This is a genomic window from Thauera sp. WH-1 (genome assembly GCF_047806685.1).
Classification (GTDB): domain Bacteria; phylum Pseudomonadota; class Gammaproteobacteria; order Burkholderiales; family Rhodocyclaceae; genus Thauera.
On record NZ_JBLQGP010000004.1, the window covers coordinates 223,195 to 247,685 of the forward strand.

Here is a 24,491-nt window from a genome sequence, read left to right on the forward strand (position 1 = left end):
CGTGCCTCCGCCGCCATCCCTGGCGCCTGACGCGCGAGTCGACCGTGCGCGCCATCATTCGCTTCCTATGCCCATGCGGTTCGGGCGACGCCTCTCGATCGCCCACTTCAGCATCGCCGCACTGCGATAGAAGCCGTGAGCGAACTTGCCGTAGGGCATGGTCAGGAACAGCGCCATCACCACGCCGAGATGCACCGCAAGCAAGAGCCCCATCGCGCTGCCATCGCGCCCGGCGAGCAGGGCCAGGCCACTCAGGCTGGTGAGAAAGAGCAAGGCGATGAAGCCGCGGTCCATCGGCTTCTGCGCGGCGTCGCCGTGCGCCGGGTGGCGCTTGAGGTTGAGCCAGAACAGCCCGGCAGGGCCGATCAGGAGACCGATGCCGCCCACGGTGCCGAGCACCACCGGCAGGCTGGTCATCGCGTACGGCGCCTCCCAGCCAAGTGCGTAGTGGTAGAGCGTGGCCACGCTGGTGGCGGCGAAGCACAGCATGAAGCCGTAGAAGCTCAGGTGGTGGAAACGCCGGCGCAACAGGGTATTGGCGTCGTCCGCATTGGGGCAGCCGCCGCCGTGGCCACCGTCGAGGTATTTCAGCCGCAGCACGTCATTGGTGGTTTCGGCGACTGCCGCGCTGCTCACCAGGCCGGCCTCGCCAGGCGAGATTTCGCGCCAGAAGCGCGCCACGCCGATGCCAAGCGCCAGCACTGCGATCAGGAACACCGGCGCGAACATCGAAACCAGCAGGTTGTGCGGGAAGATCGAGTAGAAGTCGCCCGCGACCGGCTCATGGAACAGGCTGCCCTGCATTACCAGTGCCAGCACGAGGAACAGCGCCAGTCCGCCGGCGAGCGCCAATGCCACGGTCAGGCCGTTGTTACGGTAGAGCGCGCCGAAGCCGGACGGCCAGGCGTAATCCGAGTAGGTCCGCGCGCGCACCCGCGCCATCGCCTGCGGCACGTTGACCGCGAACTCGTGCGGCGGCGCGTACTGGCAGGCATGCAGGCAGGCGCCGCAGTTGTGGCACAGGTTGGCCAGGTAGTGGATGTCGGCGGTGCCGAACTCGAGCCGCCTCGTCATCGCCGGGAACACTGCACAGAAGCCTTCGCAGTAGCGGCAGGCGTTGCAGATCGTCATGATGCGGTCGACTTCGGCCTCGCTGTCGGCCGTCGGCTTCGGCGCCAGCGGCCGCACACGCCCTTCGGCCAGGTCGGCGGCCTCCCGGGCCAGGATCTCAAGCGGCGACATGGCGAACTCCCTGCTGCAAGGCCGCGGCGGCGGCGTGGGCGCCAGCGATACGGCCGAATGCGGTGCCGATGGTCATTCCGACCCCGGCGGTATAGCCCTTGCCGAGCACATTGCCGGCCATCATCTCGCCGGCGACGAAGAGGTTGCGGCTCGGCACCCCGGCGAAATGAACCGCCGCCTGCTCGTTCACTCGCAGACCGAGATAGGTGAAGGTGATGCCGGGTTTGAGCGCATAGCCGCGGAAGGGCGGGGTGTCGATCGGCAAGGCCCAGTGGGTCTTGGCCGGTGCGAGACCTTCGGTATGGCAGTCGTCGAGCACGGTATGGTCGAAACGGCCGACCCGGCAGGCGCCGTTGTATTCGCGCACGGTGCGCACGAGGGCGGTCTCGTCGAGGCCGAGCTGGCGTGCGAGTCCCTCAAAGCTGTCGGCCTGCGCCCCTGGGAAGACCGGGGGCATGAAGCGGCCGCTGGCCTTGGCATCGATGATCGAGTAGCCGACCTGGCCCGGCTGCTGCGCCACCAGCCGCCCCCAGATCGCGTAGCGCTTCGGCCAGAAATCCTCGCCTTCATCGTAAAAGCGTTGGGCATCCCTGTTCACCACGATGCCCAGCGACACGCAGTCGATCCGTGTGCAGATGCCGCCATCGTAGAGCGGAGCGCGTGCATCGACCGCGACGCAGTGCGACTGGGAGGGATCGCCGACCATGTCGGCGCCCGCCTCCATCATGAACTTGAGCAGCACGCCACGATTGAAGCGGGTGCCACGGATCGCGAAGTTGTCGGCCGGCCATTCGCCATCGGCGTTCTGGCCCCATGCCTCGCGAAGCCATTCGCGGTTCGACTCGAAGCCGCCCGCGGCCAGCACGCAGGCATGCGCGGCGATCCGCTCGCCGCCTACCCAGGCTGCGCGAAATTCCCCATCCTCAAGCTCAAGGCGGTCGACGGGTGCTTCGTAGCGGATGCGCACGCCAAGCGCCTCGGCGCTACGGTAATAGGCATTGACGAGTGCCTTGCCGCCGCCCATGAAGAAGGCGTTGGTGCGCGACAAATGCAGAGTGCCCGACAGGGAGGGCTGGAAATGCACGCCGTGCTTGCGCATCCAGTCGCGACAGCGGGAGGATTCACGGATCGCGAGACGGGCAAGCTTCTCGTCGGTGATGCCGCCCGTGACCTTCTTGAGATCCTCCCAGAACTCCTCCTCGGGATAGGCGTCCGTGAGGACGTCCTGCGGCGCATCGTGCATGCAGCGCAGGTTGCGTGTGTGGCTGGAGTTGCCACCACGCCATGCACGCGGCGCGGCTTCGAGCAACAGTACCGAGGCGCCCGACTCCCGCGCCACCAGGGCGGCGCACAGGGCCGCGTTGCCGCCGCCGATCACGAGCACATCGACCGTACTGGTTTGTTCATGCTTCACTTTCCTGGCTCCCTTCGAGGGCAATCCTGATCACGGGCAAAGCTGCTGCTTGTTCGTCCTTGTGCCTTACCGCCATGGCTCGACTATCGCTGAGCACCCCCACGCGGCCCTAAGCTGAACCGAGATCGACCGATCTCGAATCGAGATGGCGCGTCTTCACGCCCCGCCAGCTGCCGTCCGCGATCAGGCGCTGAACCACTCGGCGAAGCAGTGCCCGGGTCGCCATTGCGGCCGGCGACAACTCATCCTCGGATAAGCTGCACAGCAGGTTGCGACGCGCGGCGCCCTCATCCTCAATCTCGGCCCATCGCAGGGTCTGCTCGATCTCCCGTTCGCGCCCCAGCGCAGCCCAAGGCTGGATACTGCCCGCCATGCCACGCGCCACCATGTGCATCAGCACGCTGAGGGAATCGACCTCGGCGATCACCGTCGGACGCAGGTCGAGTGCCTTGAATGCAGCGTCGATGACCCGGCGCAGACCATGGCGATGGGTCGGCAGAACCAGCGGCGTTTCGCCGAGTTCGGTGAAACGGGTCGGCAGTGCACGCGGCAGGCCGTCCGTCGAGCAGACAAAGAACAATCGCTCGTCCACCAGCGGCTGGATGCTCCAGCGCCGCGCCTGGTCGATATCGAACAGCACCGCGAGATCGAGCTCGCGGGCGTTGAGCATCTCGCCCAGATGCCCCGACAGGCCCTCAACCAGGTGGATTCGGATGTCCGGGTACTCGTGACGCATCGCCTCGATCAGTGCAAAGCCCAGAACACCCGCGGTCGTCGGCGCGAGGCCGACACTGACCTGGCCCGACAACCGCGACTGCCGCGCCGCCGTTGCCGCGCCTTCGGCATGGCGCAGCGCGAGCTGAGCATGCGACAGGAAGGCCAGTCCGGCGTCGGTGGGAATCACCCCGGTGGCGGTCCGCTGCAGCAGCCGGGTTGACAACTCGCCCTCCAGGCGCTGGATCTGCAGACTGATCGCGGACTGGGCAATGCCCAGATCAAGGGCCGCCTGGCTGATGCTGCCAAGCTCGATCGTCCGCACCAGATAACGCAGCTGCCTCAGTTCCATTGCCCGCTCCTTGCTTGTGCGCCTGCGAGGCTGCACAAGCGATGGGCGACGGCCAACCCGGTGCAGCCTGCGGCGCAGGTTCAGTTGCTGCTCAGAACCGCTACCTGATCCAGCTCATCGGTCGCCTCAGCCGGCCGCGGCGCCGGCGCGCCGCGAGGTGCAGCCCGGTCCGCGTCGCGCTCGGCGGTGAGCGCTCCGCACGGGACGGGGCAGTCGAGCTGCAGGTGCTCGACCCACTGCGGGACGATCCCGCTTGTGGCCGTCATCGCCGGCCTCCTGCCGCGCGCTCCAACACCTTGTCCACCATCACCCCGGCCTGGCCGAGGTAGTTGGCCGGGTCACACAGCCGTGCCAGTGCAGCACGATCGAGATGCACGTTGATCTCCGGGTGTTCGGCAAGGATGTCGAGCAGCGGGCGGTTGGTGTCGATCGCCTCGCGGCACAGGTCATAGACGAGATCGTGCGCATACTCGCGGCCGATATAGGGGCCGAGGCCCATCATCACCGCCTCGGACATCACCAGACCCTTGGTCAGGTCGATGTTGCGACGCATGTTGCCCGCATCGACTTCCAGCCCTTCGAGGACGAAGCGGGTCTGCTTCAGCGCGCCGGCGAGCAGGCAGAAGGCCTCCGGCAAGGCGATCCACTCGATCTCCCACGGGCCGGTGGAGCGTTCGTGATCGGCGATCATCGCGTCCATCAACGCGGCGGCATGCTGACGCACCACCGACACGGCAGCGTGGATGTAGCAGCTCGAGATCGGATTGCGCTTCTGCGGCATCGTGCTGCTGGAGCCGCGGCCGGGGGCGAAGGGTTCGTACACCTCGGCCACCTCGTGCTGCATCATCAGCTTGACGTCCATCGCGATCTTGCCCAGCGACCCGCCGACCAGGCCGAGGAAGGCACCGACCTCGGCGATGGTGTCGCGCACCGTGTGCCAGGCGATATCGGGCTGGGCCAGGCCGAGTTCGGCCATCAACCCGGCCTGCGTTTCCATCGCGCCTTTCTCGATCGAGGCCAGGGTGCCGCAAGCGCCGCCGAACTCGCCCATCAGCACGCGCGGCCGAAGTTGAGCGAGGCGTTCGCGGTGACGCTCGATACCGGCCAGAATGGAGGCAGTCTTGAAGCCGAAGGTGACCGGGATCGCCTGCTGCAGGTTGCTGCGCCCGATCACCGGGGTGTCGCGGTAACGCCGCGACAGCTCGACCAGGGCGGCGGAGATCGCCGCCAGCTCAACGTCGATGATCTCCAGGCCCTCGCGGATCTGCATCACGGTGGCGGTGTCGGTGATGTCCTGGGTGGTCGCGCCCCAGTGGCAGTACTCGCCGAGCTTGTCGCGGCAGAGCGCGTTGAGCTGCGACACCACGCCGAGCACCGGGTAGCCGATGCGCTCGGTCTGCGCGCGCAGCTTGTCCATGTCGATCTTGTCGATGTCGCAGTTGCGCACGATCTCGTCGGCCGCTTCCTGCGGGATGATGCCGAGCCGGCCCTGGACGACGGCCAGCGCGCGCTCGATGTCGAGGTACTTCTCGGTGCGGTTGCGGTCGGACCACACCGCGCGCATCGCGTCGGTGCTGAAGATGTTGCCGAAGATGCTGGAGTCGATGATGCTGGCGCCCATGATGGATGCTCCTGATTGAGTTGTATGAGTGGTATTCGTCGTGGCTGCGGGGTCAGGTCGCCGTGCCGGCGGCGCAGCGTGCGAGGATGGCCTCGGCCCTGAGCACCACCGGTCGGTCGATCATCTTTCCGTCGACTTGCGCGGCACCGTCGGCGCATGCGGCGGCTGCCAGCACGCGCTCGGCCCAGGCACGCTCTGCCGGCGTCGGCTGCAATGCGGCGTGGATCACCGCCACCTGCTTCGGATGGATGCACAGCTTGGCGCCGAAGCCGAAGGCGCGTGCAAAGGCGAGGTCGGCGCGGATGCGGGCCTCGTCGTCGATCGCCGGGGTGACGCCGGCGACCGGGCTGGCCAGCTCCGCGCAGCGCGAGGCGATCGCGATCCGGCTGGCGGGGTAGATCAGGCCGGCGTCGTCACCCGACAACGCGAGGTCGACGCCGTAGTCGAGCGTGCCGAAGACCAGCCGCAGCACGCCGTCGGCGGCCGCGATCTCGTCGACCTTGCATACCCCGCGTGCGGTCTCGATCAGCGGCAGGACCCGCGCACGTCGATCCACGGCGCCCCGCACCTGATCGACCTGCGCCTGCCACTCGGTCTTCGGCAGCATGACCTGGCCGATGGCGGTGGACTTGAGCAAGGCGAGATCGTCGGCGAACCAGGGCGACTGCGCATCGTTGATGCGCACGACGATCCGCTGCGCCTGCTCGGCATGAAGTGCGAACCAGTCGGCGATCGCGTCGCGGGCGCGGGCCTTGTCGGCGGGGCTGACCGCATCCTCGAGGTCGAGGACGATCGCATCCGCCCCGGCGGCAAGCGCCTTGTCGAAGCGTTCGGGCCGGTTGCCCGGCACGAAGAGATAGGTGATTGGCATCTGCATGGTGGATCTCCAGACGGATCAGATGACGCCGGCATGCTTGAGCTCGGCGATGCGGTCGGCCGGATAGCCCAGGCTGGCGAGGATCGCGGCGCTGTGCTCGCCCAGCGCCGGCACCGGATCCATGCGCGGCTCGCACTCCTCCCACGAGCCCGGCGGCAGCAGGGCCGGGATCGGGCCCACCGCCGTACCCACTTCGCGCCAGCGCTTGCGCGCCTGGAGCTGGGGGTGAGCCCAGACTGCATGCATGTCGTTGACGTGGGCATTGGCGATCTGGGCGCTCTCGAGGCGCTCGATGACCTGCTCGGCGGTGAGTTCGGCAAAGGCCTCGACGATGAGCCGGCGCAGTTCGTCGCGTGCCGCGCTGCGCTTCGAATTGCTGGAGAAGCGCGCTTCCTTCGCCAGCGCAGGCTGCAGCAGGACCTTGTCGCAGAACGCCGCCCATTCGCGCTCGTTCTGCAGGCCGAGCATCACGACCTTGCCGTCCCCGGCCGGGAACGGGCCATAGGGATAGATGGTCGCGTGGCTGGCGCCGGTGCGGCGCGGCGGAGGCGCGCCGTCGAAGGCGTAGTAGAGCGGATAGGTGGTCCACTCGACGAGGCTCTCGAGCATCGAGATGTCGAGGTGCTGGCCGCGGCCGGTCTTCTGGCGCTGCAGCAGCGCCGCCAGGATGTTGCTGTAGGCGTACATGCCGGCGGAGATGTCGGCGATCGACGGCCCCGCCTTCGACGGTTCGTCCTCGGTGCCGGTCACCGACAGGAAGCCGGACTCGCTCTGGATCAGCAGGTCGTAGGCCTTCTTGTCGCGATAGGGGCCATCGCTGCCGTAGCCGGAGATGTCGCACACGATGATCTCCGGCTTGAGCGCCGACAGCGCCGCATACGACAGGCCGAGCCGGGCCGCGGCACCAGGGGCGAGGTTCTGCACCACGACGTCGGCTTCCTTGACGATCAGGCGCTTGAGGATGATCTGCGCTTCCGGGTCCTTGACGTCGAGCGTCAGGCTTTCCTTCGAGCGGTTGGTCCACACGAAGTGCGAGGCCAGGCCGCGCACGCGCTCGTCGTAGCCGCGGGCGAAGTCGCCCACGCCCGGGCGCTCGACCTTGATCACGCGGGCGCCAAGGTCCGCCAGCTGGCGGGTGGCGAAGGGTGCGGCGATGGCGTGCTCGAGGGTGACGACGGTGATGCCTTCCAGGGGTCTCATTGCGTGCTCCTCACTTGATCACCGCGGTGGCTTCCATCGTCAGCCAGCCCTCGTGATCCTTCGCCCACAGGCGGATGGTCTTACCGTCGGCCTGCGGCTCGCCGCAGACGAAGAAGTGGTTGATGTCGAACACCGGTCGCACGGCGCGAAACGCGTAGCGCACGACTTCGGCATCCGGCATCTGGTGGCGCAACAGGTCCAGCAGGAGGGTCGCGATCATGGGCCCGTGCACCACCAAGCCGGGATAGCCCTCCACCTCCGTTACATACTTGCGGTCGTAGTGGATGCGGTGGCCGTTGAAGGTCAGCGCCGAGTAGCGGAACAGCAGCACGTCGTCGGGTATCCATCGCTTCTCCCAGGTCGCGCTGGCCGGGGCCGCCGTGGGCGGTGGCGCAACGTCATCGGGCGTGGGCGCTTCGCGATAGACGATGTCGTGGAACTCGGTGAGTGCGATGTCGGCTTCGCCAGCGCGGCGCACCTCGTGGCGCACCTTGACGAACACCAGCGGGCCGGTGCGGCCGGACTTCTCGGTGACGTCGTGGATGGTCGAGGTGCGCGTCATCGCGTCGCCGATCGCGAGCGGCTTGTGGAACTCGAACTGGCTGCCGGCCCACATCCGCCGCGGCAGCGGCACCGGGGGCAGGAAGCCGCCGCGCTTGGCGTGGCCGTCGGCGCCGATCTCCGACTGGCGATGCAGCGGCAGGAAGTACAGCCAGTGCCACAGGGCCGGCAGCGGCGTGCCGACAGGGGGGCGTTCGGCGGGACGATCGAAGGTCGCCGACAGGGCGGCATAGGGGGTGGCGGTGGCGATGTCGGAGACCTCCTCCGAGCGGCCGATCCAGTCCTTGAGATTCATGTGTTGTTTCCTCGCAAGTGCGTTGGGGGAAGACGGACGACTTGCTCCGCCGTCCCCCTTGCGGTGAAGGGGACGGGGTGGAGGCGGGTCGTGTGGGTAAGGGCGTGGGCCTCGATCTCAGCCGTGGCCGCAGGGGGCTACTTCAGCGGCCACGGAAGCTCGATGTAGTGCTGCAGCAGGCCGGCCGGAAAATCCAGGGTCAGGAAGTGGCCCAGGATGCTCATGAAGCCGACCGACAGCGCGGTGTAGATCAGGCTGCGCACGAGTCCGAGCCGTGTGCGGGCAAGCAGGAAGGTGGTGATGAAGATGCTGACCGCGATGATGAAACCGACCAATGCCGTCATCCCGAAGAGCATCACGAACCACCCGACCGATGGCCAGATGCTGGTGCCGTCGTGTGTTCCCTGTGCGCGCGCCGCCAACTCCTGGTCGAAGTGCGCCGAGTGCCCGGTCCGTCCGACTGACAGCATCATCACGATGTAGGCGGTGAAGCCGACCATCAGCGCAGCCGTGTAGAAGGGGAATACCGAGCCGAGGAAGGACAAGGGGGCACTGTTCAGTACGCCGTAGATGAAGGTTGCCAGCAGCAGCACGGCGAACACGATCTGCGGACGACGCTCAGCTGCGGACCCACCACCGAGCGCTGGCTGCTGGAGCTCCTCGCCGCGCGCGCTCTTCTCCACCGCGCCCTCTTCCGAGACGCGACTGCGCAGTGCCATCAGTGTCGACACAATGGCGAGGGCGCCAATGATCAGCACGCCGGGGCGCTGAACGAAGCTCCAGCCATAGAACTGAAGGGCCTGGTAGAGATAGTTCTCGACCTGGCTGGACAGCACGAAGCCGATCAGGAAGGCCGGCCGCGGCCAGCCGAAGCGACGCAGGAAGATGCCGACGATGCCGATCGCGAAGAGCACGAGCAGGTCGGTCAGGTCGCGCCGGGCCTGGAAGGCCGCGAAGCAGATGACCATGATCATGAAGGGCGCGATCAGGTTGAACGGGACGAAGGTCAGACGGGCGATCGGCACCGCGAGGAAGAAGCAGATGACTGCGCCGATGATGCTGGAGAACGCCAGCGTCCACGCAATGGTGTAGGTCAGGCTGAGGTCGCCGGTGACCATCGACGGACCGGGCTGCATGCCCAGCAGCACCATGCCGCCGAGGAAGACCGCCATGCTCCCCGAGCCCGGGATGCCGAACAGCAGCGTCGGCATCAGCGCACCGCCCTGGAGGGCGTTGTTGGCCGATTCCGGCGCGATGACGCCCCGGATCTCGCCCTTGCCGAAGCCGGAGGGGTCTTTCGTCGTCTGCGCCGCATGCCCATAGGCGATCCAGTCCACGACACCGCCGCCAAGACCGGGGATGGCGCCGATGAACGTGCCCAGGGCCGAGCAGCGCAGGGCGAGGAACCAGTTTCTGAACGTGTCCCTGACCCCCTGCAGCCAGCCGGAGCCGAGTCCGCCGGGCGAAGCGATGGGGCGGGAGCGACGGATCAACTCGGCGATCTCGGGGATTGCGAACAGACCGAGGCCGACGATGACCAGCGGAATGCCGTCCTGCAGGTACTCCAGGCCGAGGTCGAAGCGGCTCTCGCCGGTGGCGGGCGCCGCACCGATGGCGCCGACCATCAGGCCCAGGCCGCAGGCGACGACCCCGCGCACGATGGACTGCCCGGCCAGCACGCCCACCACCGACAGTCCGAGCAGCGCGAACATGAACAGTTCGGCGGTGGTGAATGACAGGATCAGTGGCTTGGCGACGACGACAAAGCCGGTGAGCATGATTGCGCCGAATACGCCGCCCAGCAGCGAGGCGGAGAAGGCGGCGCTCAGGGCCCGTGCCGCCTGGCCCTTCTTGGCGAGCGGAAAGCCGTCGAGCACGGTCGCCTGGCTGGCGCTCGAGCCGGGAATGCCCATCAGGACCGAGGTGAAGGTGTCGCCGGTCGGAATGACGGCAACCATCCCCACCAGCATCGCCAGGGCCGACACGGGGTCCATGCCGTAGATGAAGGGCATCAATAGTGACATGCCGGCGATGCCGCCCAGGCCGGGCAGGATGCCGACGCACAGGCCGACGACGATGCCCAGCAGCATGAACGCGAAGTGCTCGACCGCGAGCAGACCCACCAGGGCGCTTTGCATGGCTTCAAGCATTTGAAACTCCATTTTGTTTGGCCGTCGAGCGGCCGGGCTCAGGTGTGAGCCGGCCAAGGGCGGCGTTCGTGTTGCGCAGAACGCGAACGCCGACCCTCGATGCCGTTGGGACTTGCCTTAAAAGCGGGCGTTGTAGTCTTTCTCGAGGATGGCCCTCACCCAGTCCCTTGCCTCAGGAGCGATCGTCGTGCCGGCAGCGAACAAGGCCTCGGCGACGCCGTCGGTGACTTGCTCATAGCCGCCCAGGGCGTCGTCCTTGCTTGCCTGGTAGTCGGGGTCCAGCCGCATCTGCCGCACCGCGGCCCTGTAGGCCTCGACGATCGGCTGCGGCGTGGCCTTGGGCAGCACCATCAGCTTCTGTGCCGGGAACCCGGCAATCAGCAGGGCCCTGAAGGCTTCCCACTCGATGCCGGCGGGCGGCTTTCCGGTAACGATCTCGATGGCTTCGCCCACATGGGGCAGATCCGGAAAGTAGGCGTCGCGGACAAGGTTGCCGGCGTCGTCGAGCATGCCCATGGTGAAGAGCGGGATCGCCTTGCCCTCATGCACCATGCCCAGTGAGCTCTTCAAATAGGCAGAGGTCGTCTGGAAGTCGATGTTGGCCTCGCCGCGCTCGAAGGCGAGCCGGCCTTCTCCTCGGCTCTTCATGCCGAAGACATGATGGACGTCAAGACCGAGCAGACGGAAGGCGAGGAGGGGGACGAGGTCCAGCGTGGTCGCGCCCTGGCTGCCGTACACCAGGCGTTGCCCCTTGAGCTAGCCGAGGTCGGCGAGCGACTTCACGCCCAGGTTGGTGTTGATGTAGATCACGCCGCCGGTGGGTGCAGCCAGGACCACCTGCCAGTCCTTGTACTCGAACCTCACCCGCGGGTCGCTGAGCAGATAGGGGAACTGGGTTGACGCTGAGGTGCCGAGCAGGCTCAGCCCGTCCGCCTTGGCGCGTGCAGCGAATTGATTGGCGCCGGTGATCGAGCCGCCACCCGGGAGGTTCTTGACGACCACGGTGGGGTTACCCGGCAGGTACTTTCCAAGAAACGGTGCGTTGAAGCGCGCCCAGGTGTCGGAGCCTCCGCCCACGCCGAAGGGTACGATGAACTCGATGGTCTTCTTGCTGAAATCCGGCGTCTCCGCCCGAACCGGGGTGGAAGCCGCTGCTGTGGCGGTGGCGAGCGCAACCGAGAGGCCGATGAAGTGGCTGCGGCCGAGCATTTTTCTGATGGTCATGATGTCTCCTCGTGATGCCAAGTTAGTTGGTGCCGGTGTGTCGTGCTGAATCTGATGCGCTGGGCGTCAATCCTGGCGGGCCGGTCGGCGGCCCCGTGGGTGGGCGGGCCAGGCTCATCGGTTCTTTCTCCTATGCTGTAGATGAAATCGGGCTGTCAGAACGCGCGGCGTTGTAGTGGATTGGACCTGGCGGCCGAGCCCGGGCCGGGGGCGCTCGAGTTAGGGGCATTCGCGACGGATACCGAGCCACTCAGCAGGGGGCGGGCCGAGGTCACCAGCGCCCCACCGCTGATCCGGGCGGTGGCGCGTATCGGGTCGATGGCGAGTTCGAGCCGGCAGTGCATGGTTCCACTCGGGTGCTCGATGACCACGCTGCAGGGGTCGTCGATATCGAGCTCGGCGAGCTCCTCGGCGACCGTGTCGGTGGTGTGGCAAGCGGCGGCGAGTGCGAGGGCGCCCGATGCGGCGTGCGCCGGATGACAACTGGCGGGAACGAAGTAGCGAGAGGTGATCGTGCCGCCCTGACGCGGGCTCGAGATCAGCGCAATCTTCGGGATGCCTTGGTCGGGCGCCTCGTCCAGTCCCATCAGGCGCGCCGCAGCCAATCGAATGGCCTCGAGCCGCTCCAGCAGTGCCTTGTCCTGATCGAGTTCCTGCGGCGTCTCGCGCCCGGACTTGCCAAGCGCTGCAGCCGGCACGAACACGATCGGAATGGCAAAGTCGATGCAGCTCACCTGCACGCCGTCGATGAGGTCGCGCGCCCTGCCGGTTGGCAGCAGCTTCCCGGTCTTGGCGCCGGCCGGCTCGAGGAATCGAAGCCGGATCGGTGCGCTCGAGCCGGGAACGCCGTCGAGCTGGAAGTCTCCGCTGTAATTCACCCGGCCGTGGGGGGTCTGGATCGTCGCCTCGACCAGCTTGTTGCTGTTGATGTTGAGGATGCGAACGGTCGTGCTCGGATGCGAAGCGCGGACCAATCCATGCTCGAGGGCGAAGGGGCCGACCGCCGCGAGCATGTTGCCACTGTTCGACAGTGCCTCGACCATGCCGCGCGCCACCGATACCTGCGCAAAAAGGTACTCGACGTCTGCCAGCGGTGAGCGCGACGGTGCGACGATGACGACCTTGCTGCTGAGGTCATTGCCGCCGCCCATGCCGTCGATCTGACGCAGGTCGGGCGAGCCCATCGCCGCCAGCAGAAGCCGGTCGCGCATGGTCGTATCGGTAGGGAGGTCCTGGGCGAGGAAGAACAGACCCTTGGAGGAGCCGCCACGCATCAGGACGCACGGAATGTCATTCACTACCTGTCTCCTTGTTGCATGGGTGTTTGTTGTGTGAGGCAATGGTAGTCATCCTGGTGGTCTGAAAGAAATGCAATAAATGACCTGTTTATTGCAGTACAGGCATAATGGTTCAAGTCATCGAGTAAGCGCGCATGAGGGAGGTGGTTCGTGAAAATCGACTTCGACGGCATCCAGGCCTTTGTCGTGATTGCCGAGCTCGGTGGATTCAGCAAAGCGGCCGAACACCTGCACGTGACCCAGACCGCGCTCACCCGGCGGCTGCAGAAGCTGGAGTCGTACCTGGGGCTGAGGCTGCTCGACCGCACGACACGCTACGTCGAGCTGACCCCGGTGGGGCGGGATTTTCTGCCCCAGGCAAAGGCGATCGTGGGGGAGATGACCATTGCCGTGGGACGCCTGAAGGACATGTCCAAGCATGGCCGGGGCAGCTTCACGCTCGCCTGCGTGCCGTCGATGGCCTCACACGTGTTGCCCGAGGCCATCCGCCGTTACGCGAAGCTGCACCCGGGGAACCGTATCCGGCTCATCGATACGAGCGCATTCGAGGTCCGCGATGCGGTGCGTCATGGGCAAGCCGAGCTCGGCATCGGCATCCCGACGGATCGCCATCCGGATCTGGTTGAGGCCCTCTTGTTCGAAGAGCCGCTCATGTTCTTCTGTCGCGAGGAACATCCATTGAGCCGCCGGACGGCGGTGACCTGGGCGGACATGCGCGAGGCGGAGCTGATCGTGGTGAGCAGCATGACGGCGACCCGCATCTTCATGGACTACCAACTCGCCAAGCGCGGGATCAGCCTGAATGGCGCCTATGAGGTCCAGCATCACGCGACGGCGGTCAGCCTTGTTGCGGCGGGTGTTGGTACCGCGATCCTTCCGGCGTCCACCCTGGAAGAGGGCGCGCGGCCGGGCGTCTGCCGCATCCCGCTCACCGGGCCGGTGGTGAAGCGCAAGGTTGCACTGATCCGACGCCATAACGCCACCCTCTCGCCGGCGGCCAACGCCTTCCTCGAGCTCTTGATGGAAGGGGTTTCGTCGCGGACTGGGTGACGTCACACGGTATGACGGGCGCTCAGCGCAGCTGCGCCCCCGCCAGTTCCCCCAGCGTCATCAGCGCATGCACGTGACGGTCGCTGAAGGGGTAGCAGCCCGACAGGCGCAGGTGGCGGGTGTAGCGGCCCGAGGGCGAGTAGAGCTTGCCGGGCGTCATGCCGATGCCGCGGCGCAGGGCGAGGTCGAACAGGCGGTTGGTGTCGCAGCCCTCGGGCAGCTCCACCCACACCAGAAAGCCGCCGCTGGGCTGGGTGGCGCGCGTGCCGGGCGGGAAGGCGTCGTGGATCAGGCCGCGCAGGCGCTCGGTCTGCGCCGCATAGGTGCGGCGCAGGCGGCGGATGTGCTGGGCGTAGCCGCCGCTCTCGAGGAAACGCCCGATGGCCTCGCCGAGCAGGGCGGGCTGCGCCACCGACGAGCAGAACTTGAGCTCGGCCAGCTCGCGGCCGAAGCGTCCGCCCTCCATCCAGCCCACGCGCATGCCGGGCGCCAGCGTCTTGGTGTAGGACGCGCACACGATGATCCAGCCGTCGCGGTCGAAGGCCTTCGCGGTCGGCTGCAGCGGCGTGCTGAACTGCAGCTCGGCGTAGAGCGCATCCTCGATCACCGGCACCTTGTAGCTGCGTGCCAGGTTGGCCAGCCGGCGCTTGTTGGCCGGGCTCATGCTGGTGCCCAGCGGATTGTGCACGGTGGGCATGGTCACCACCACCTGCAGCCGGTCTTCCGACAGCAATAGCTCGAGCGCATCGAGCGACAGGCCGCCCTCCGGATGGGTAGGGATCTCGATCGCCTTCAGGCCGAGGCGGTCGAGCAGCGGGATCAGGTTGAAATAGGTCGGCGACTCCAGGCCCACCGTGTCGCCGGCCTGGGTGGTGGCGCGCAGCGCCAGTTGCAGGGCCTCCATGCAGCCGTTGGTGAGCAGGATGGCGTCGGGCTGCAGCTGCATGCCGAGCTCGGTGGCGTGGCGGCAGATCTCGCGGCGCAGCAGCAGCGGGCCGGGCGGCAGCGAATAGTCGGTGAGCAGCTCGGGGTGGCGGCGGGTGAGCTCGGCGACGATGCGGCCGAGCTTCTCGCCAGGATAGAAGTCGCTGCCCTTGGGGCAGGCGAGCGACAGGTCGATGGTGTCGGGCCGGGACTGAGCGGCGAGCACGCTGGTGATGCGGCTCAGCACCGTGCTCTCGGCGGCGATCGCCGAGCTCGGCTCGGTGTCGGCCGCCTGCGGCGCCGGCGGCACGGCGAGCTGCGAGCGCACGAAGTAGCCGGACTGCGGGCGCGCGTCGACCAGGCCCTGGGCCTCGAGCTGGCGGTAGGCGGCCAGCACCGTGTTGATGCTGATGCCGCGGCTGGTCGCCGCCTCGCGCACCGAGGGCAGGCGGGCACCGGCGACCAGCCGCCCGTCGCGGATCGCTTCGCGCAGTTCTTCGGTCAGCGCCTGGTAGAGCGGGGCGCTTTGGGGGGTCGGGGTCGCAACAGGGGGCACAGTGGGCGCGTCCTTGGATGGTTACAGCTGGTTGGTAAATCTAACTGTGACCAGTATAAAACTGCTTATCTGGATCTGTAACCTTTGTGCCGCGCTTCGTATAGTGATCTCCCGAAGCCCCTCGAGGAGAACGCCATGATCGACCTGCCGCTGATGACCTACGTCGCCACGATGTCCGTGACGCCGGGGCCCAACAACATCATGCTCGCTGCATCCGGTGTCAATTTCGGCTTCCGCCGCACGCTGCCGCACCTGCTCGGCGTCAGCGTCGGCAACAGCGTGCAGGTGCTGATCGTCGCCAGTGGCCTGGCCTGGGTGATGGCCTGGCTCGACGCCCTGCGCCTGCCGCTGGTGGTGGTGGGTTGCGCCTATCTGCTGTGGCTGGCGCTGCGCCAGGCGCGCGCCGGCCAGCCCGGGCGTGGCGGGCGGGTCGAGCCGCTCGGCTTCGTCGCCGCGGCGCTGTTCCAGTGGGTGAACCCGAAGGCGTGGATGATGGTGCTCAACGTCGCCATCCTGTTCCTGCCGCGCGACGCCGACTGGATGACGGCCGCCGGGCTGGCGCTGCTGTGCATGTCGGTCAACCTGCCCTGCATCACCGTGTGGGCCGTCGCCGGTGCGCGCCTGCGGACCTGGCTGCAGCAGCCGGCCGCGCTGATGGTCTTCAACTACACGATGGCGGCGCTGCTCGCCGCGACCGCGCTGTGGATCGGCGCGGACGAGGCGAGTGCGCTGCTGTAGGCCTACTGCTTCTGCACGATCGCGCTGCCGCCGCCATGGCGCAGCGGTTCGCTGACCGCGGTGACGGTGCCGTCGGTATTGAAGCGGATGCCGTTGGCGGCGCCGATCTGGTCGGTTTCACGCCATTGATGGCCCATCGCCTCGAGCGCCTTGGCCTGTTCGCTGCCGGGGAACTGCAGCAGGGTCTCGACCAGGGTGGTGTCGCCGTTGCGCTGGCTCATGCGCGGGGCGGCGAGCGCATCGGCCAGGCTCATGCCGAGGTCGATGTGGTTGACGATGGTCTGCAGCGCGGTGGTGATGATGGTGGAGCCGCCCGGCGAGCCGATGGTGAAGGCGGGTGCGCCGTCCTTCAACACGATGGTCGGGCTCATGCTCGAGCGCGGGCGCTTGAAGGCTTCGGGCAGATTGGGGTGGGGGCCGCTGAAGTCGAAGTCGGTGAGCTCGTTGTTGAGCAGGAAGCCGCGCCCGGGCACGACGATGCCGCTGCCGCCCCAGTCCTCGATGGTGAAGGTGTAGGCGACGACGTTGCCCTCACGGTCCGACACCGCCAGATGGGTGGTGTGCATCGACTCCTGCGCCAGCGGCCGCGGTGTCGGGCGCAGCGGCACCGACAGGTCGTTCTGGAAGGCGTAGGGGTCCCCTTGTGCCACCTTGCCGGGTGCGGCCGCGGCATTGATCAGGCGGGCGCGCTCGCGTGCGTAGTCCTTGGACAACAAGCCCTCGAAGGGCACGTCGGTGAAGGCCTCGTCGGCCACATAGGCATTGCGGTCGGCGAAGGCGAGGCGTGAGGCTTCCAGGTACAGGTGCTCGATCTCGGCGCGCGACTTGCCGCTGAGGTCGAAGCTTTCCATGATGTTCAGGGCCTGGGCGATGGCGATGCCGCCGCTCGAGGGCGTGGGCATGCCGAGGATCTCGTAGCCGCGGTAGGTCGAGCGGATCGGCTGGCGTAGCCGCGCCTCGTAGTCCTTGAGGTCGGCCATCGTCAGGCTGCCGGGAATGACCTCGACGCCCGGATTGACGGGCGGATGGTTCACCGCCGCCACCATGCTCGCCGCGATCGGCCCCTCGTAGAAGGCCTTCACGCCGCCGCGGGCGATGTCGCGGTAGGTCTGCGCCAGCTCGGGGTTGCGATGCAGGCTGCCCACCGGCAGCGCCTTGCCGTCCTGCAGGTAGAGCGCGGCGGCGGTCGCGAAGCGCGCGAACTTGGCTTCGTTGGCGGTGTTGATGCGGTGGAAGTTGGGCCCGACCTCGAAGCCTTCCTCGGCGACGCGGATCGCCGGCGCCAGCACCTGCTCGAAGCTCATCGTGCCGTAGCGCGTCAGCGCCTCGTGCCAGCCGCGCACCGTGCCGGGCACGCCCACCGACAGGCCGTTGGGCACGGTTGCCTTCCAGTCCATCTCGCTGCCGTCGGCGTTCAGGAACACGCCGGGGTGGAAGCTGGCGGGGGCAACCTCGCGGTGATCGATGGCGATCACCCGGCGGTCCCTGGCCGAATAGATCAGCATGAAGCCGCCGCCGCCGATGCCGCAGCTGAAGGGGTCGGTGACGCCGAGGGTGGCGGCGGCGGCCACGGCTGCGTCGATCGCGTTGCCGCCGGCGTCGAGGATCTCCATCGCGGCGTGGCTGGCCGCATGCGAGATGGTGGCGACGGCGCCACCGTGGCCAGTGTCGACCGGCTGCTTTGCCCAGGCGCCAAAGGCGGCCATCATGACCGCGGTGGCGAGAATCGTGCGTGTTCTCATGGTGCTCTCCGTCATGCAGGGGCCATGACGTTAGCACCGTGCGGGCGGGAGGCCCAAGACGGGAATACCCGCGCCGGCCGGGTGTGCCACGGGTGGCACCCCGGCCGGTCGGGCTTACAGGCCGAGGACCTGGGCGGTGTAGCGCGCGATCATGCGCTCTTCGTTGGTCGGCACCACCGCCACCGCCACGCGGCTGTCCGCCGTGTCGATGCGGCGGGCGTGGTCGGCATTGGCGGCGGCGTCGATGTTCACCCCCATCCAGGCCGCCAGCTCGGCCACGCGGGCGCGTACCGGGGCAGCGTGTTCGCCGATGCCGCCGGTAAACACCAGCGCATCCAGCCCGCCCGCCGCCGCGGCGAGCGAACCGAGCTCGCGCGCGATGCGGTAGCAGAACAGCTCCACTGCCTCCGCGGCTTCGGGGGCGTCCGAGGCGAGCAGGGTGCGCATGTCCTGGCTGATGCCGGATACGCCGAGCAGGCCCGATTCCTTGTACAGCAGGTTGGTCAGCGCCTTGGCGTCCAGCCCCTTCTGCTCCATCAGGTAGAGCATCACGCCGGGGTCCAGGCTGCCGGTGCGGGTGCCCATCATCAGGCCCTCGACGGCGGTGAAGCCCATGGTGGACGCCACGCTCTTGCCGTCGCGCAGCGCGCACATCGAGGCGCCGTTGCCGAGGTGGGCGATCACGACCGCGCCCTGGGCGCGCTCGCCGATGACCGCCGGCAGCTGGCGTGCCACGTAGTCGTAGGACAGGCCGTGGAAGCCGTAGCGCTTGACCCCTTCGGCCGAGTACTTGCGCGGCAACGCAAAGGCCTGCGCCACCGCCGGCTGGGTGCGGTGGAAGGCGGTGTCGAAGCAGCCGACCTGCGGCACCTCGGGCATCAGTCCGGCCACCGCACGCACCGCGCGCAGGTTGTGCGGCTGGTGCAGCGGGGCGAGCGGCACGAAGGTGTCGAGCGTGCGCAGCACTGCCTCGTCCAGCCGCGTGGGGGCGCTGTAGTGCTCGCCGCCATGCACGACGCGGTGGCCGGCGGCGACGATGTCGAGCGCCGGGCTGTGCTCGTTGAGCAGCGCGAAGACGTGGTTGAGCGCGTCGCGGTGCTGCTCGCCCTGGCTGCCCTGGGTGGGCACGTGTTGCTGGATGCGCTGGCCCTCGGCCGTCCTGAGCGTGACCTCGGGCGAGGCACCGATGCCTTCGACCTGGCCGGACACCGCCGGCGCCGCGGCGACGTCGCCGTTGAGGGGGTAGAGGGCGAACTTCAGGCTGCTGGAGCCTGCATTGAGGACGAGGATGGCTTTCATCGCGACTTCGCCTCACGCTTCTTGTGCGCCATGAGCTGGACCACCGCGCACGAGGCGGCGCGGGTCTCGGCGGTGTCGGCACGGCTGGTCAGCACGATGGGCACGCGCGCGCCCAGCACCACGCCCGCCATCAGGGCGTTGGCCAGGTATTCGAGCTGCTTGGCGACCATGTTGCCGGATTCCAGATCGGGCACGACCAGGATGTCGGCATTGCCGGCGACCGCCGACTTGATGCCCTTGGTCTTGGCCGCGACCAGCGACACGGCGTTGTCGAAGGCGAGCGGGCCGTCGAGCAGGCCGCCCTTGATCTGGCCGCGGTCGGCCATCTTGCACAGCGCGGCGGCGTCGATGGTCGAGCGGATCTTCGAGGTCACGGTCTCGACCGCGGACAGGATCGCCACCTTGGGCTCGGCCAGGCCGAGGATGTGGGCGAGCTCGATCGCGTTCTGGATGATGTCGACCTTATCCTCGAGCGTCGGCTCGATCATGATCGCCGCGTCGGTGATCATCAGCGGGTGCGGGTAGGTCGGCACGTCGGCGAGGAAGACGTGGCTGATGCGGCGGCCGGTGCGCAGGTTCTTGACCACCTGGCTCATCATCTCGTCGGTGTGCAGCGAGCCCTTCATCAGCGCCTCGGCGCCGCCGTCGCGGCACAGGGCGACGGCGACCTCGGCCGAGGCATGGCTGTGCTCGGTATCGACGATGCGGAAACCCTTGATGTCGATGCCGTGCTCTTCGGCGACCGCGCGGATCCTGCCTTCCGGGCCGACCAGGATCGGATCGACGAGGCCGGCCTTGGCTGCCTGCACCGGGCCGGACAGCGACTCCTTGTCGCACGGATGCGCCACCGCGATCGGGATCGGCGACAGGCCGGCCGACACCGACAGCAGGTGGCGGTAGCGCAGCTCGCGGTCGTTGATCGTGACCGCCGGCAGCACCACGCGCTCGCGCTTGATCTTCTCGGTCGGCGCCATCACCTCGGCGACGCCGTCGATCACCTTCAGGCCGTCCTGGTTCAGCGCCAGGCAGTCGAAGACGATGTGGTGGTTGTGCTCGAACTTCTCCTTGCAGGTGACGGTGATCGTGAGCGTGTCGCCGATCGTGATCGGGCGCCAGAAGTTGAGCCCCTGCGACACGTACACGGTGCCCGGCCCGGGGAACTCGGTGCCGAGGATGGTGGAGATCAGCGTGCTGCCCCACATGCTGTGGCCGACGACCTCGCGGAACTGGCTGGAGCGCGCATATTCGAGATCGACGTGCGTGGGGTTGACGTCGCCCGACATGGCCGCGAACAGATGGATGTCGTCCGGGCGCAGGGTGCGCACGAGGCTGGCGACATCGCCGACCTGGATCTCGTCGAAGGTTCGGTTCTGGATGAACGACTGAGCGGCAATTTCCATGACGGGTCTCTTGTAAGTATGCGTGTGCGATGCAGCAACGAATTCTAGACGCTGTCTACGTCGCGAATAAGACAAACTGCAATCAAATTGTGCAATGCGGCAATCAAACTGCGGATTTGTTCCCGAAGTTGTTCCATCGAGGCCACGACCATGCATTCGCTCACAGGTTGCACTGCAGGTCGCATGCTAAACTCCGCGCCAATTTGCCACCCGTGGAAGTCCTCATGGAAGTCGTCGTTCTCGCTGCCGGCCAGGGCAAGCGCATGCGTTCGGTCCTGCCCAAGGTCCTGCAGCCCATTGCCGGCAAGCCGATGCTCGCCCACGTGCTCGACACCGCCCGCACCCTCGATGCAAAACGCATTTGCGTGGTCTATGGCCATGGCGGTGAGGTCGTGCGCGAGCGGCTCGACGCGCCCGACCTGGCCTGGGCGCGGCAGCAGCCGCAACTGGGGACGGGTCATGCAGTGCAGCAATCGCTGCCCCACCTCAGCGACGGCGACATGGCGCTGGTGCTGTACGGCGACGTGCCGCTGATCGGCGTGCCCACCCTGCGCCGCCTGGTCGCCGCCGCCGGCCGCGAGCGCCTGGCGCTGCTCACCGTCGAGATGGACAACCCGACCGGCTACGGCCGCATCCTGCGCAATGCCGCGGGGGCCGTCACCCGCATCGTCGAGGAGAAGGACGCCACCGACGACGAGCGCCGGGTGCAGGAGGTCAACACCGGCATCCTGGTCGCCCCGGTGGCGAAGCTGCGCGACTGGCTCGGCCGCATCGGCAACGACAACGCCCAGGGCGAGTACTACCTCACCGACATCATTGGCCTCGCCGTGGCCGACGGCGTCGAGGTCGCCGCCGTGCAGCCCGACGCCCTCGCCGAGACGCTCGGTGTCAACAACAAGCTGCAGCTCGCCGAGCTCGAGCGCATCCACCAGGGCAATGTCGCCCGCCGCCTGATGGAAGAGGGCGTCACCCTGATCGATCCGGCGCGCATCGACGTGCGCGGCACGCTCAGCGTCGGCCGCGATGTCGAGATCGACGTCAATTGCGTCTTCGAAGGCGAGGTCGAGCTCGGCGACGGCGTGCGCATCGGCGCCCACTGCGTCGTCCGCAACGCCCGCATCGGCGCCGGCACCCGGCTCGAGCCCTTCAGCCATGTCGACAGCACCACCATGGGCCAGGCCTGCGTCATCGGGCCCTACGCCCGCACCCGTCCGGGCACCGTGCTCGGCAGCGACGTGCATCTGGGTAACTTCGTCGAGGTCAAGAACAGCCTCATCGCCGACCACTCCAAGGCCAACCACCTGGCCTACGTGGGCGATGCCGACGTCGGCAGCAAGGTCAACATCGGCGCCGGCACCATCACCTGCAACTACGACGGCGCCAACAAGCACCGCACCATCATCGAGGACGAGGTCTTCATCGGCTCCGACACCCAGCTCGTCGCCCCGGTGCGCGTCGGCCGCGGCGCGACCCTGGGGGCCGGCACCACGCTGACCAAGGACGCGCCGCCCGACCAGCTCACGGTGACGCGGGTCAAGCAGATGAGCCTGGCGCACTGGAAGCGCCCGGTGAAGCAGCCGCGCTGAGCTGCAGGCAGGCCCCGACAACCAAGCAAGGAAACCCCGACCATGTGTGGCATCGTCACCGCAATCGCAACCCAGAACGTCGTCCCCGTGCTGCTCGAGGGCCTGCGCAAGCTCGAATACCGCGGCTACGATTCCGCCGGCCTGGCCGTGCTGTCAGGCGAGCTCACCCGCCTGCGCTCGGCCGGCCGTGTCGCCGAACTCGCCGCGCTTGCCGACGCGCGCCAGCTCTCCGCCCACGTCGGCATCGCTCACACGCGCTGGGCCACGCATGGCGTGCCCTCCGAGCGCAACGCCCACCCGCACATTTCCGCCGGCCTGGCGGTGGTGCACAACGGCATCATCGAGAACTTCGAGGCGATCAAGACCGAGCTGCAGGGCAAGGGCTACGTGTTCGAGTCCGAGACCGATACCGAGGCCATCGCCCACCTGCTGCACCACAAGCTGCAAGGCACGCCCGACCTGTTCGAGGCGGTGCGCCAGACCACCAATGAGCTGGTCGGTGCCTACGCCATCGGCGTCGTCGCCGAGGCCGACCCCTTCCGCATCATCGTCGCCCGCCGCGGCTCGCCGCTGCTGCTCGGCGTCGGCGAGGACGGCATGTATGCCGCCTCCGACACCGCTGCGCTGCTGCAGGTCACGCGCAAGATCGTTTACCTGGAAGACGGCGACCTCGCCGAGCTGCGCCGCGACAGCTACCTCATCATCCGCCCCGACGGCACGCCGGTCGAGCGCGAAGTGCATGTCTCCAGCCTGTCGGCCGATGCGGTCGAGCTCGGCAAGTACCGCCACTACATGCAGAAGGAGATCTTCGAGCAGCCGCAGGCGCTGGCGCAGACGCTGGAGCTGATCGGCGGCGGCGCCGGCATCACCCCGCAGCACTTCGGCGCGCGTGCGGCCGAGGTCTTCGACGGCGTGCGCCGCGTGCTGATCCTGGCCTGCGGCACCAGCTACCACGCCGGCCTGGTCGCGCGCTACTGGATCGAGGCCATCGCCAAGCTGCCGGTCACCGTCGAGATCGCCAGCGAATACCGCTACCGCGAATCCGTGCCCGACCCCGACACCCTGGTCGTGGTCATCTCGCAATCGGGCGAAACCGCCGACACCCTGGCCGCGCTCAAGCACGCCAAGTCGCTCGGCATGGCGCGCACGCTGGCGATCTGCAACGTGCCCGAATCGGCCATCGTGCGCGAGACGGCGCTGCGTTTCATCACCCGCGCCGGCCCCGAGATCGGCGTCGCCTCCACCAAGGCCTTCACCACCCAGCTCGCCGCCTTCGCGCTGCTGACGCTGGCGCTGGCCAAGCTCAACGGCCGCCTCTCCGCCGAGGAGGAGGAGCGCCGCCTCGCCGCGCTGCGTCACCTGCCGGTGGCGGTGCAGAAGGTGCTCGAGCTCGAGCCCGAGATCGAGAAGTGGGCCCAGCGCTTCGCCAGCAAGGAGCACGCGCTCTTCCTCGGCCGCGGCAGCCACTGGCCGATCGCCATGGAAGGCGCGCTCAAGCTCAAGGAAATCTCCTACATCCACGCCGAGGCCTACGCCGCCGGCGAACTCAAGCACGGCCCGCTCGCCCTGGTGGACAAGGACATGCCGGTGATCGCCGTGTCACCGCACGACGAACTGCTGGAAAAGCTCAAGTCCAACCTGCAGGAAGTGCGCGCGCGCGGCGGCGAGCTGTACGTGTTCGCCGACGCCGGCAGCGAGATCCCCGAGTCCGAAGGCGTGCACATCCTGCACATGCCCGAGCACTACGGCATGCTGTCGCCCGTGCTGCACGTGATCCCGCTGCAGTTGCTGTCGTACCACGCGGCGCTGGTGAAGGGGACGGATGTGGATAAGCCGAGAAATCTGGCGAAATCGGTCACTGTCGAGTAAGGATGAGGTTGCTTCCTGCAATTGAGGTCGACAACGCGGTAATGAAGTCGAAAACGCCCGGGTATCCCCGGGCGTTTTCGTTTCGGACGATGTTCGTGGCACGAAACCCGCTGATGCGGCTGGCTCTGGGGGCGATGGTCTCCGCGATGTGGTGACTCCATGGCGAGTGGTAGTGGTTCGGCCAATGGTGTCGCTCGATTCCGCTCGGCTATATTCGAGAAGAATGGCCGGTTGCCGAAATACCCGCTTCACACTACTGAAGAGAGTCTTTTGCCTGGCGGACGCGGCGCACGGCGACCGGGTGTTGCCGGCTGCCCGAATCCGCACAAATCTGGCGTCGTTAATCGGCGGCGTCGAGCGGGCGCCGTCGGAGCCGTAA

20 protein-coding genes are annotated in these 24,491 nt (G+C 67.6%); 4 read left to right on the top strand and 16 right to left on the bottom strand.

The annotated features are described in order from the left end of the window. Window positions 1–54: 54 nt before the first annotated feature. The 12 genes from tcuB to ACMV5O_RS06675 all read right to left on the bottom strand — a co-directional run bounded on the left by tcuB (window position 55) and on the right by ACMV5O_RS06675 (window position 12,948). Window positions 55–1,242 carry a tricarballylate utilization 4Fe-4S protein TcuB gene (tcuB, locus tag ACMV5O_RS06620; protein ID WP_416162755.1) on the bottom strand — a complete coding sequence of 396 codons (1,188 nt, stop codon included), beginning with the start codon at window positions 1,240–1,242 and terminating at the stop codon, window positions 55–57. Next, window positions 1,229–2,656: an FAD-dependent tricarballylate dehydrogenase TcuA gene (tcuA, locus tag ACMV5O_RS06625; RefSeq protein WP_416162756.1), complete on the bottom strand. Its 1,428-nt coding sequence runs from the start codon at window positions 2,654–2,656 to the stop codon at window positions 1,229–1,231. Before tcuA ends, tcuB begins: the two co-directional genes overlap by 14 nt. 109 nt (window positions 2,657–2,765) lie before the next feature. Further along, window positions 2,766–3,722 carry a LysR family transcriptional regulator gene (locus ACMV5O_RS06630; protein WP_416162757.1) on the bottom strand — a complete coding sequence of 319 codons (957 nt, stop codon included), beginning with the start codon at window positions 3,720–3,722 and terminating at the stop codon, window positions 2,766–2,768. An 80-nt stretch (window positions 3,723–3,802) separates the two neighbouring features. Next, the gene (locus tag ACMV5O_RS06635; protein WP_416162758.1) at window positions 3,803–3,988 is read right to left on the bottom strand and encodes a hypothetical protein; all 186 of its coding nucleotides are present in this window, start codon (window positions 3,986–3,988) and stop codon (window positions 3,803–3,805) included. After that, a complete protein-coding gene (locus ACMV5O_RS06640) occupies window positions 3,985–5,343 on the bottom strand; it encodes an adenylosuccinate lyase family protein (protein WP_416162759.1) in 1,359 nt (452 codons plus the stop codon). The genes ACMV5O_RS06635 and ACMV5O_RS06640 overlap by 4 nt, the downstream gene beginning before the upstream one ends. Window positions 5,344–5,395: 52 nt before the next feature. Then, window positions 5,396–6,220 carry an HpcH/HpaI aldolase/citrate lyase family protein gene (locus ACMV5O_RS06645; RefSeq protein WP_416162760.1) on the bottom strand — a complete coding sequence of 275 codons (825 nt, stop codon included), beginning with the start codon at window positions 6,218–6,220 and terminating at the stop codon, window positions 5,396–5,398. An 18-nt stretch (window positions 6,221–6,238) separates the two neighbouring features. Continuing rightward, window positions 6,239–7,420 (bottom strand): CaiB/BaiF CoA transferase family protein, encoded by a 1,182-nt coding sequence (locus ACMV5O_RS06650; protein WP_416162761.1) that lies wholly within the window; start codon window positions 7,418–7,420, stop codon window positions 6,239–6,241. A 10-nt stretch (window positions 7,421–7,430) separates the two neighbouring features. Continuing rightward, a complete protein-coding gene (locus ACMV5O_RS06655; RefSeq protein WP_416162762.1) occupies window positions 7,431–8,276 on the bottom strand; it encodes an FAS1-like dehydratase domain-containing protein in 846 nt (281 codons plus the stop codon). 137 nt (window positions 8,277–8,413) lie between these two features. Then, complete coding sequence (locus ACMV5O_RS06660; RefSeq protein ID WP_416162763.1) at window positions 8,414–10,426, bottom strand: tripartite tricarboxylate transporter permease; 2,013 nt, start codon at window positions 10,424–10,426, stop codon at window positions 8,414–8,416. Window positions 10,427–10,543: 117 nt separating this feature from the next. After that, on the bottom strand, window positions 10,544–11,164 hold the full coding sequence (locus ACMV5O_RS06665; RefSeq protein WP_416162764.1) for a hypothetical protein: 621 nt from the start codon (window positions 11,162–11,164) through the stop codon (window positions 10,544–10,546). Between the two features lie 18 nt (window positions 11,165–11,182). Then, window positions 11,183–11,650, bottom strand: coding sequence for a hypothetical protein (locus ACMV5O_RS06670; RefSeq protein WP_416162765.1), 468 nt, complete (start codon window positions 11,648–11,650; stop codon window positions 11,183–11,185). 155 nt (window positions 11,651–11,805) lie between these two features. Continuing rightward, on the bottom strand, window positions 11,806–12,948 hold the full coding sequence (locus tag ACMV5O_RS06675) for a 4-oxalomesaconate tautomerase (RefSeq protein ID WP_416162766.1): 1,143 nt from the start codon (window positions 12,946–12,948) through the stop codon (window positions 11,806–11,808). A 150-nt stretch (window positions 12,949–13,098) separates the two neighbouring features. Here ACMV5O_RS06675 and ACMV5O_RS06680 point away from each other — a divergent pair, with 150 nt between their 5' ends. Further along, on the top strand, window positions 13,099–13,998 hold the full coding sequence (locus ACMV5O_RS06680) for a LysR family transcriptional regulator (RefSeq protein WP_416162767.1): 900 nt from the start codon (window positions 13,099–13,101) through the stop codon (window positions 13,996–13,998). Window positions 13,999–14,020: 22 nt separating this feature from the next. Here ACMV5O_RS06680 and ACMV5O_RS06685 read toward each other — a convergent pair whose 3' ends face one another. Next, the gene (locus ACMV5O_RS06685) at window positions 14,021–15,478 is read right to left on the bottom strand and encodes a PLP-dependent aminotransferase family protein (protein WP_416162768.1); all 1,458 of its coding nucleotides are present in this window, start codon (window positions 15,476–15,478) and stop codon (window positions 14,021–14,023) included. A 135-nt stretch (window positions 15,479–15,613) separates the two neighbouring features. Between ACMV5O_RS06685 and ACMV5O_RS06690 the strand changes: the two genes are divergently transcribed. Continuing rightward, a complete protein-coding gene (locus ACMV5O_RS06690) occupies window positions 15,614–16,216 on the top strand; it encodes a LysE family translocator (RefSeq protein WP_416162769.1) in 603 nt (200 codons plus the stop codon). A gap of 2 nt (window positions 16,217–16,218) precedes the next feature. Here the strand turns inward: ACMV5O_RS06690 and ggt are convergent, their stop codons facing one another. The 3 genes from ggt to ACMV5O_RS06705 all read right to left on the bottom strand — a co-directional run bounded on the left by ggt (window position 16,219) and on the right by ACMV5O_RS06705 (window position 20,657). Further along, window positions 16,219–17,958 carry a gamma-glutamyltransferase gene (ggt, locus tag ACMV5O_RS06695; protein WP_416162770.1) on the bottom strand — a complete coding sequence of 580 codons (1,740 nt, stop codon included), beginning with the start codon at window positions 17,956–17,958 and terminating at the stop codon, window positions 16,219–16,221. Window positions 17,959–18,072: 114 nt separating this feature from the next. Further along, window positions 18,073–19,257 (bottom strand): acetate/propionate family kinase, encoded by a 1,185-nt coding sequence (locus ACMV5O_RS06700; protein WP_416162771.1) that lies wholly within the window; start codon window positions 19,255–19,257, stop codon window positions 18,073–18,075. Continuing rightward, window positions 19,254–20,657, bottom strand: a complete 1,404-nt coding sequence (locus tag ACMV5O_RS06705) for a bifunctional enoyl-CoA hydratase/phosphate acetyltransferase (protein ID WP_416162772.1) — start codon at window positions 20,655–20,657, stop codon at window positions 19,254–19,256. Before ACMV5O_RS06705 ends, ACMV5O_RS06700 begins: the two co-directional genes overlap by 4 nt. Window positions 20,658–20,881: 224 nt before the next feature. Here ACMV5O_RS06705 and glmU point away from each other — a divergent pair, with 224 nt between their 5' ends. Then, entirely contained in the window at window positions 20,882–22,243 is a 1,362-nt protein-coding gene (glmU, locus tag ACMV5O_RS06710) for a bifunctional UDP-N-acetylglucosamine diphosphorylase/glucosamine-1-phosphate N-acetyltransferase GlmU (RefSeq protein ID WP_416162773.1), read from the top strand. Between the two features lie 42 nt (window positions 22,244–22,285). Continuing rightward, window positions 22,286–24,112, top strand: a complete 1,827-nt coding sequence (gene glmS, locus ACMV5O_RS06715; protein ID WP_416162774.1) for a glutamine--fructose-6-phosphate transaminase (isomerizing) — start codon at window positions 22,286–22,288, stop codon at window positions 24,110–24,112. Window positions 24,113–24,491: the final 379 nt, after the last annotated feature.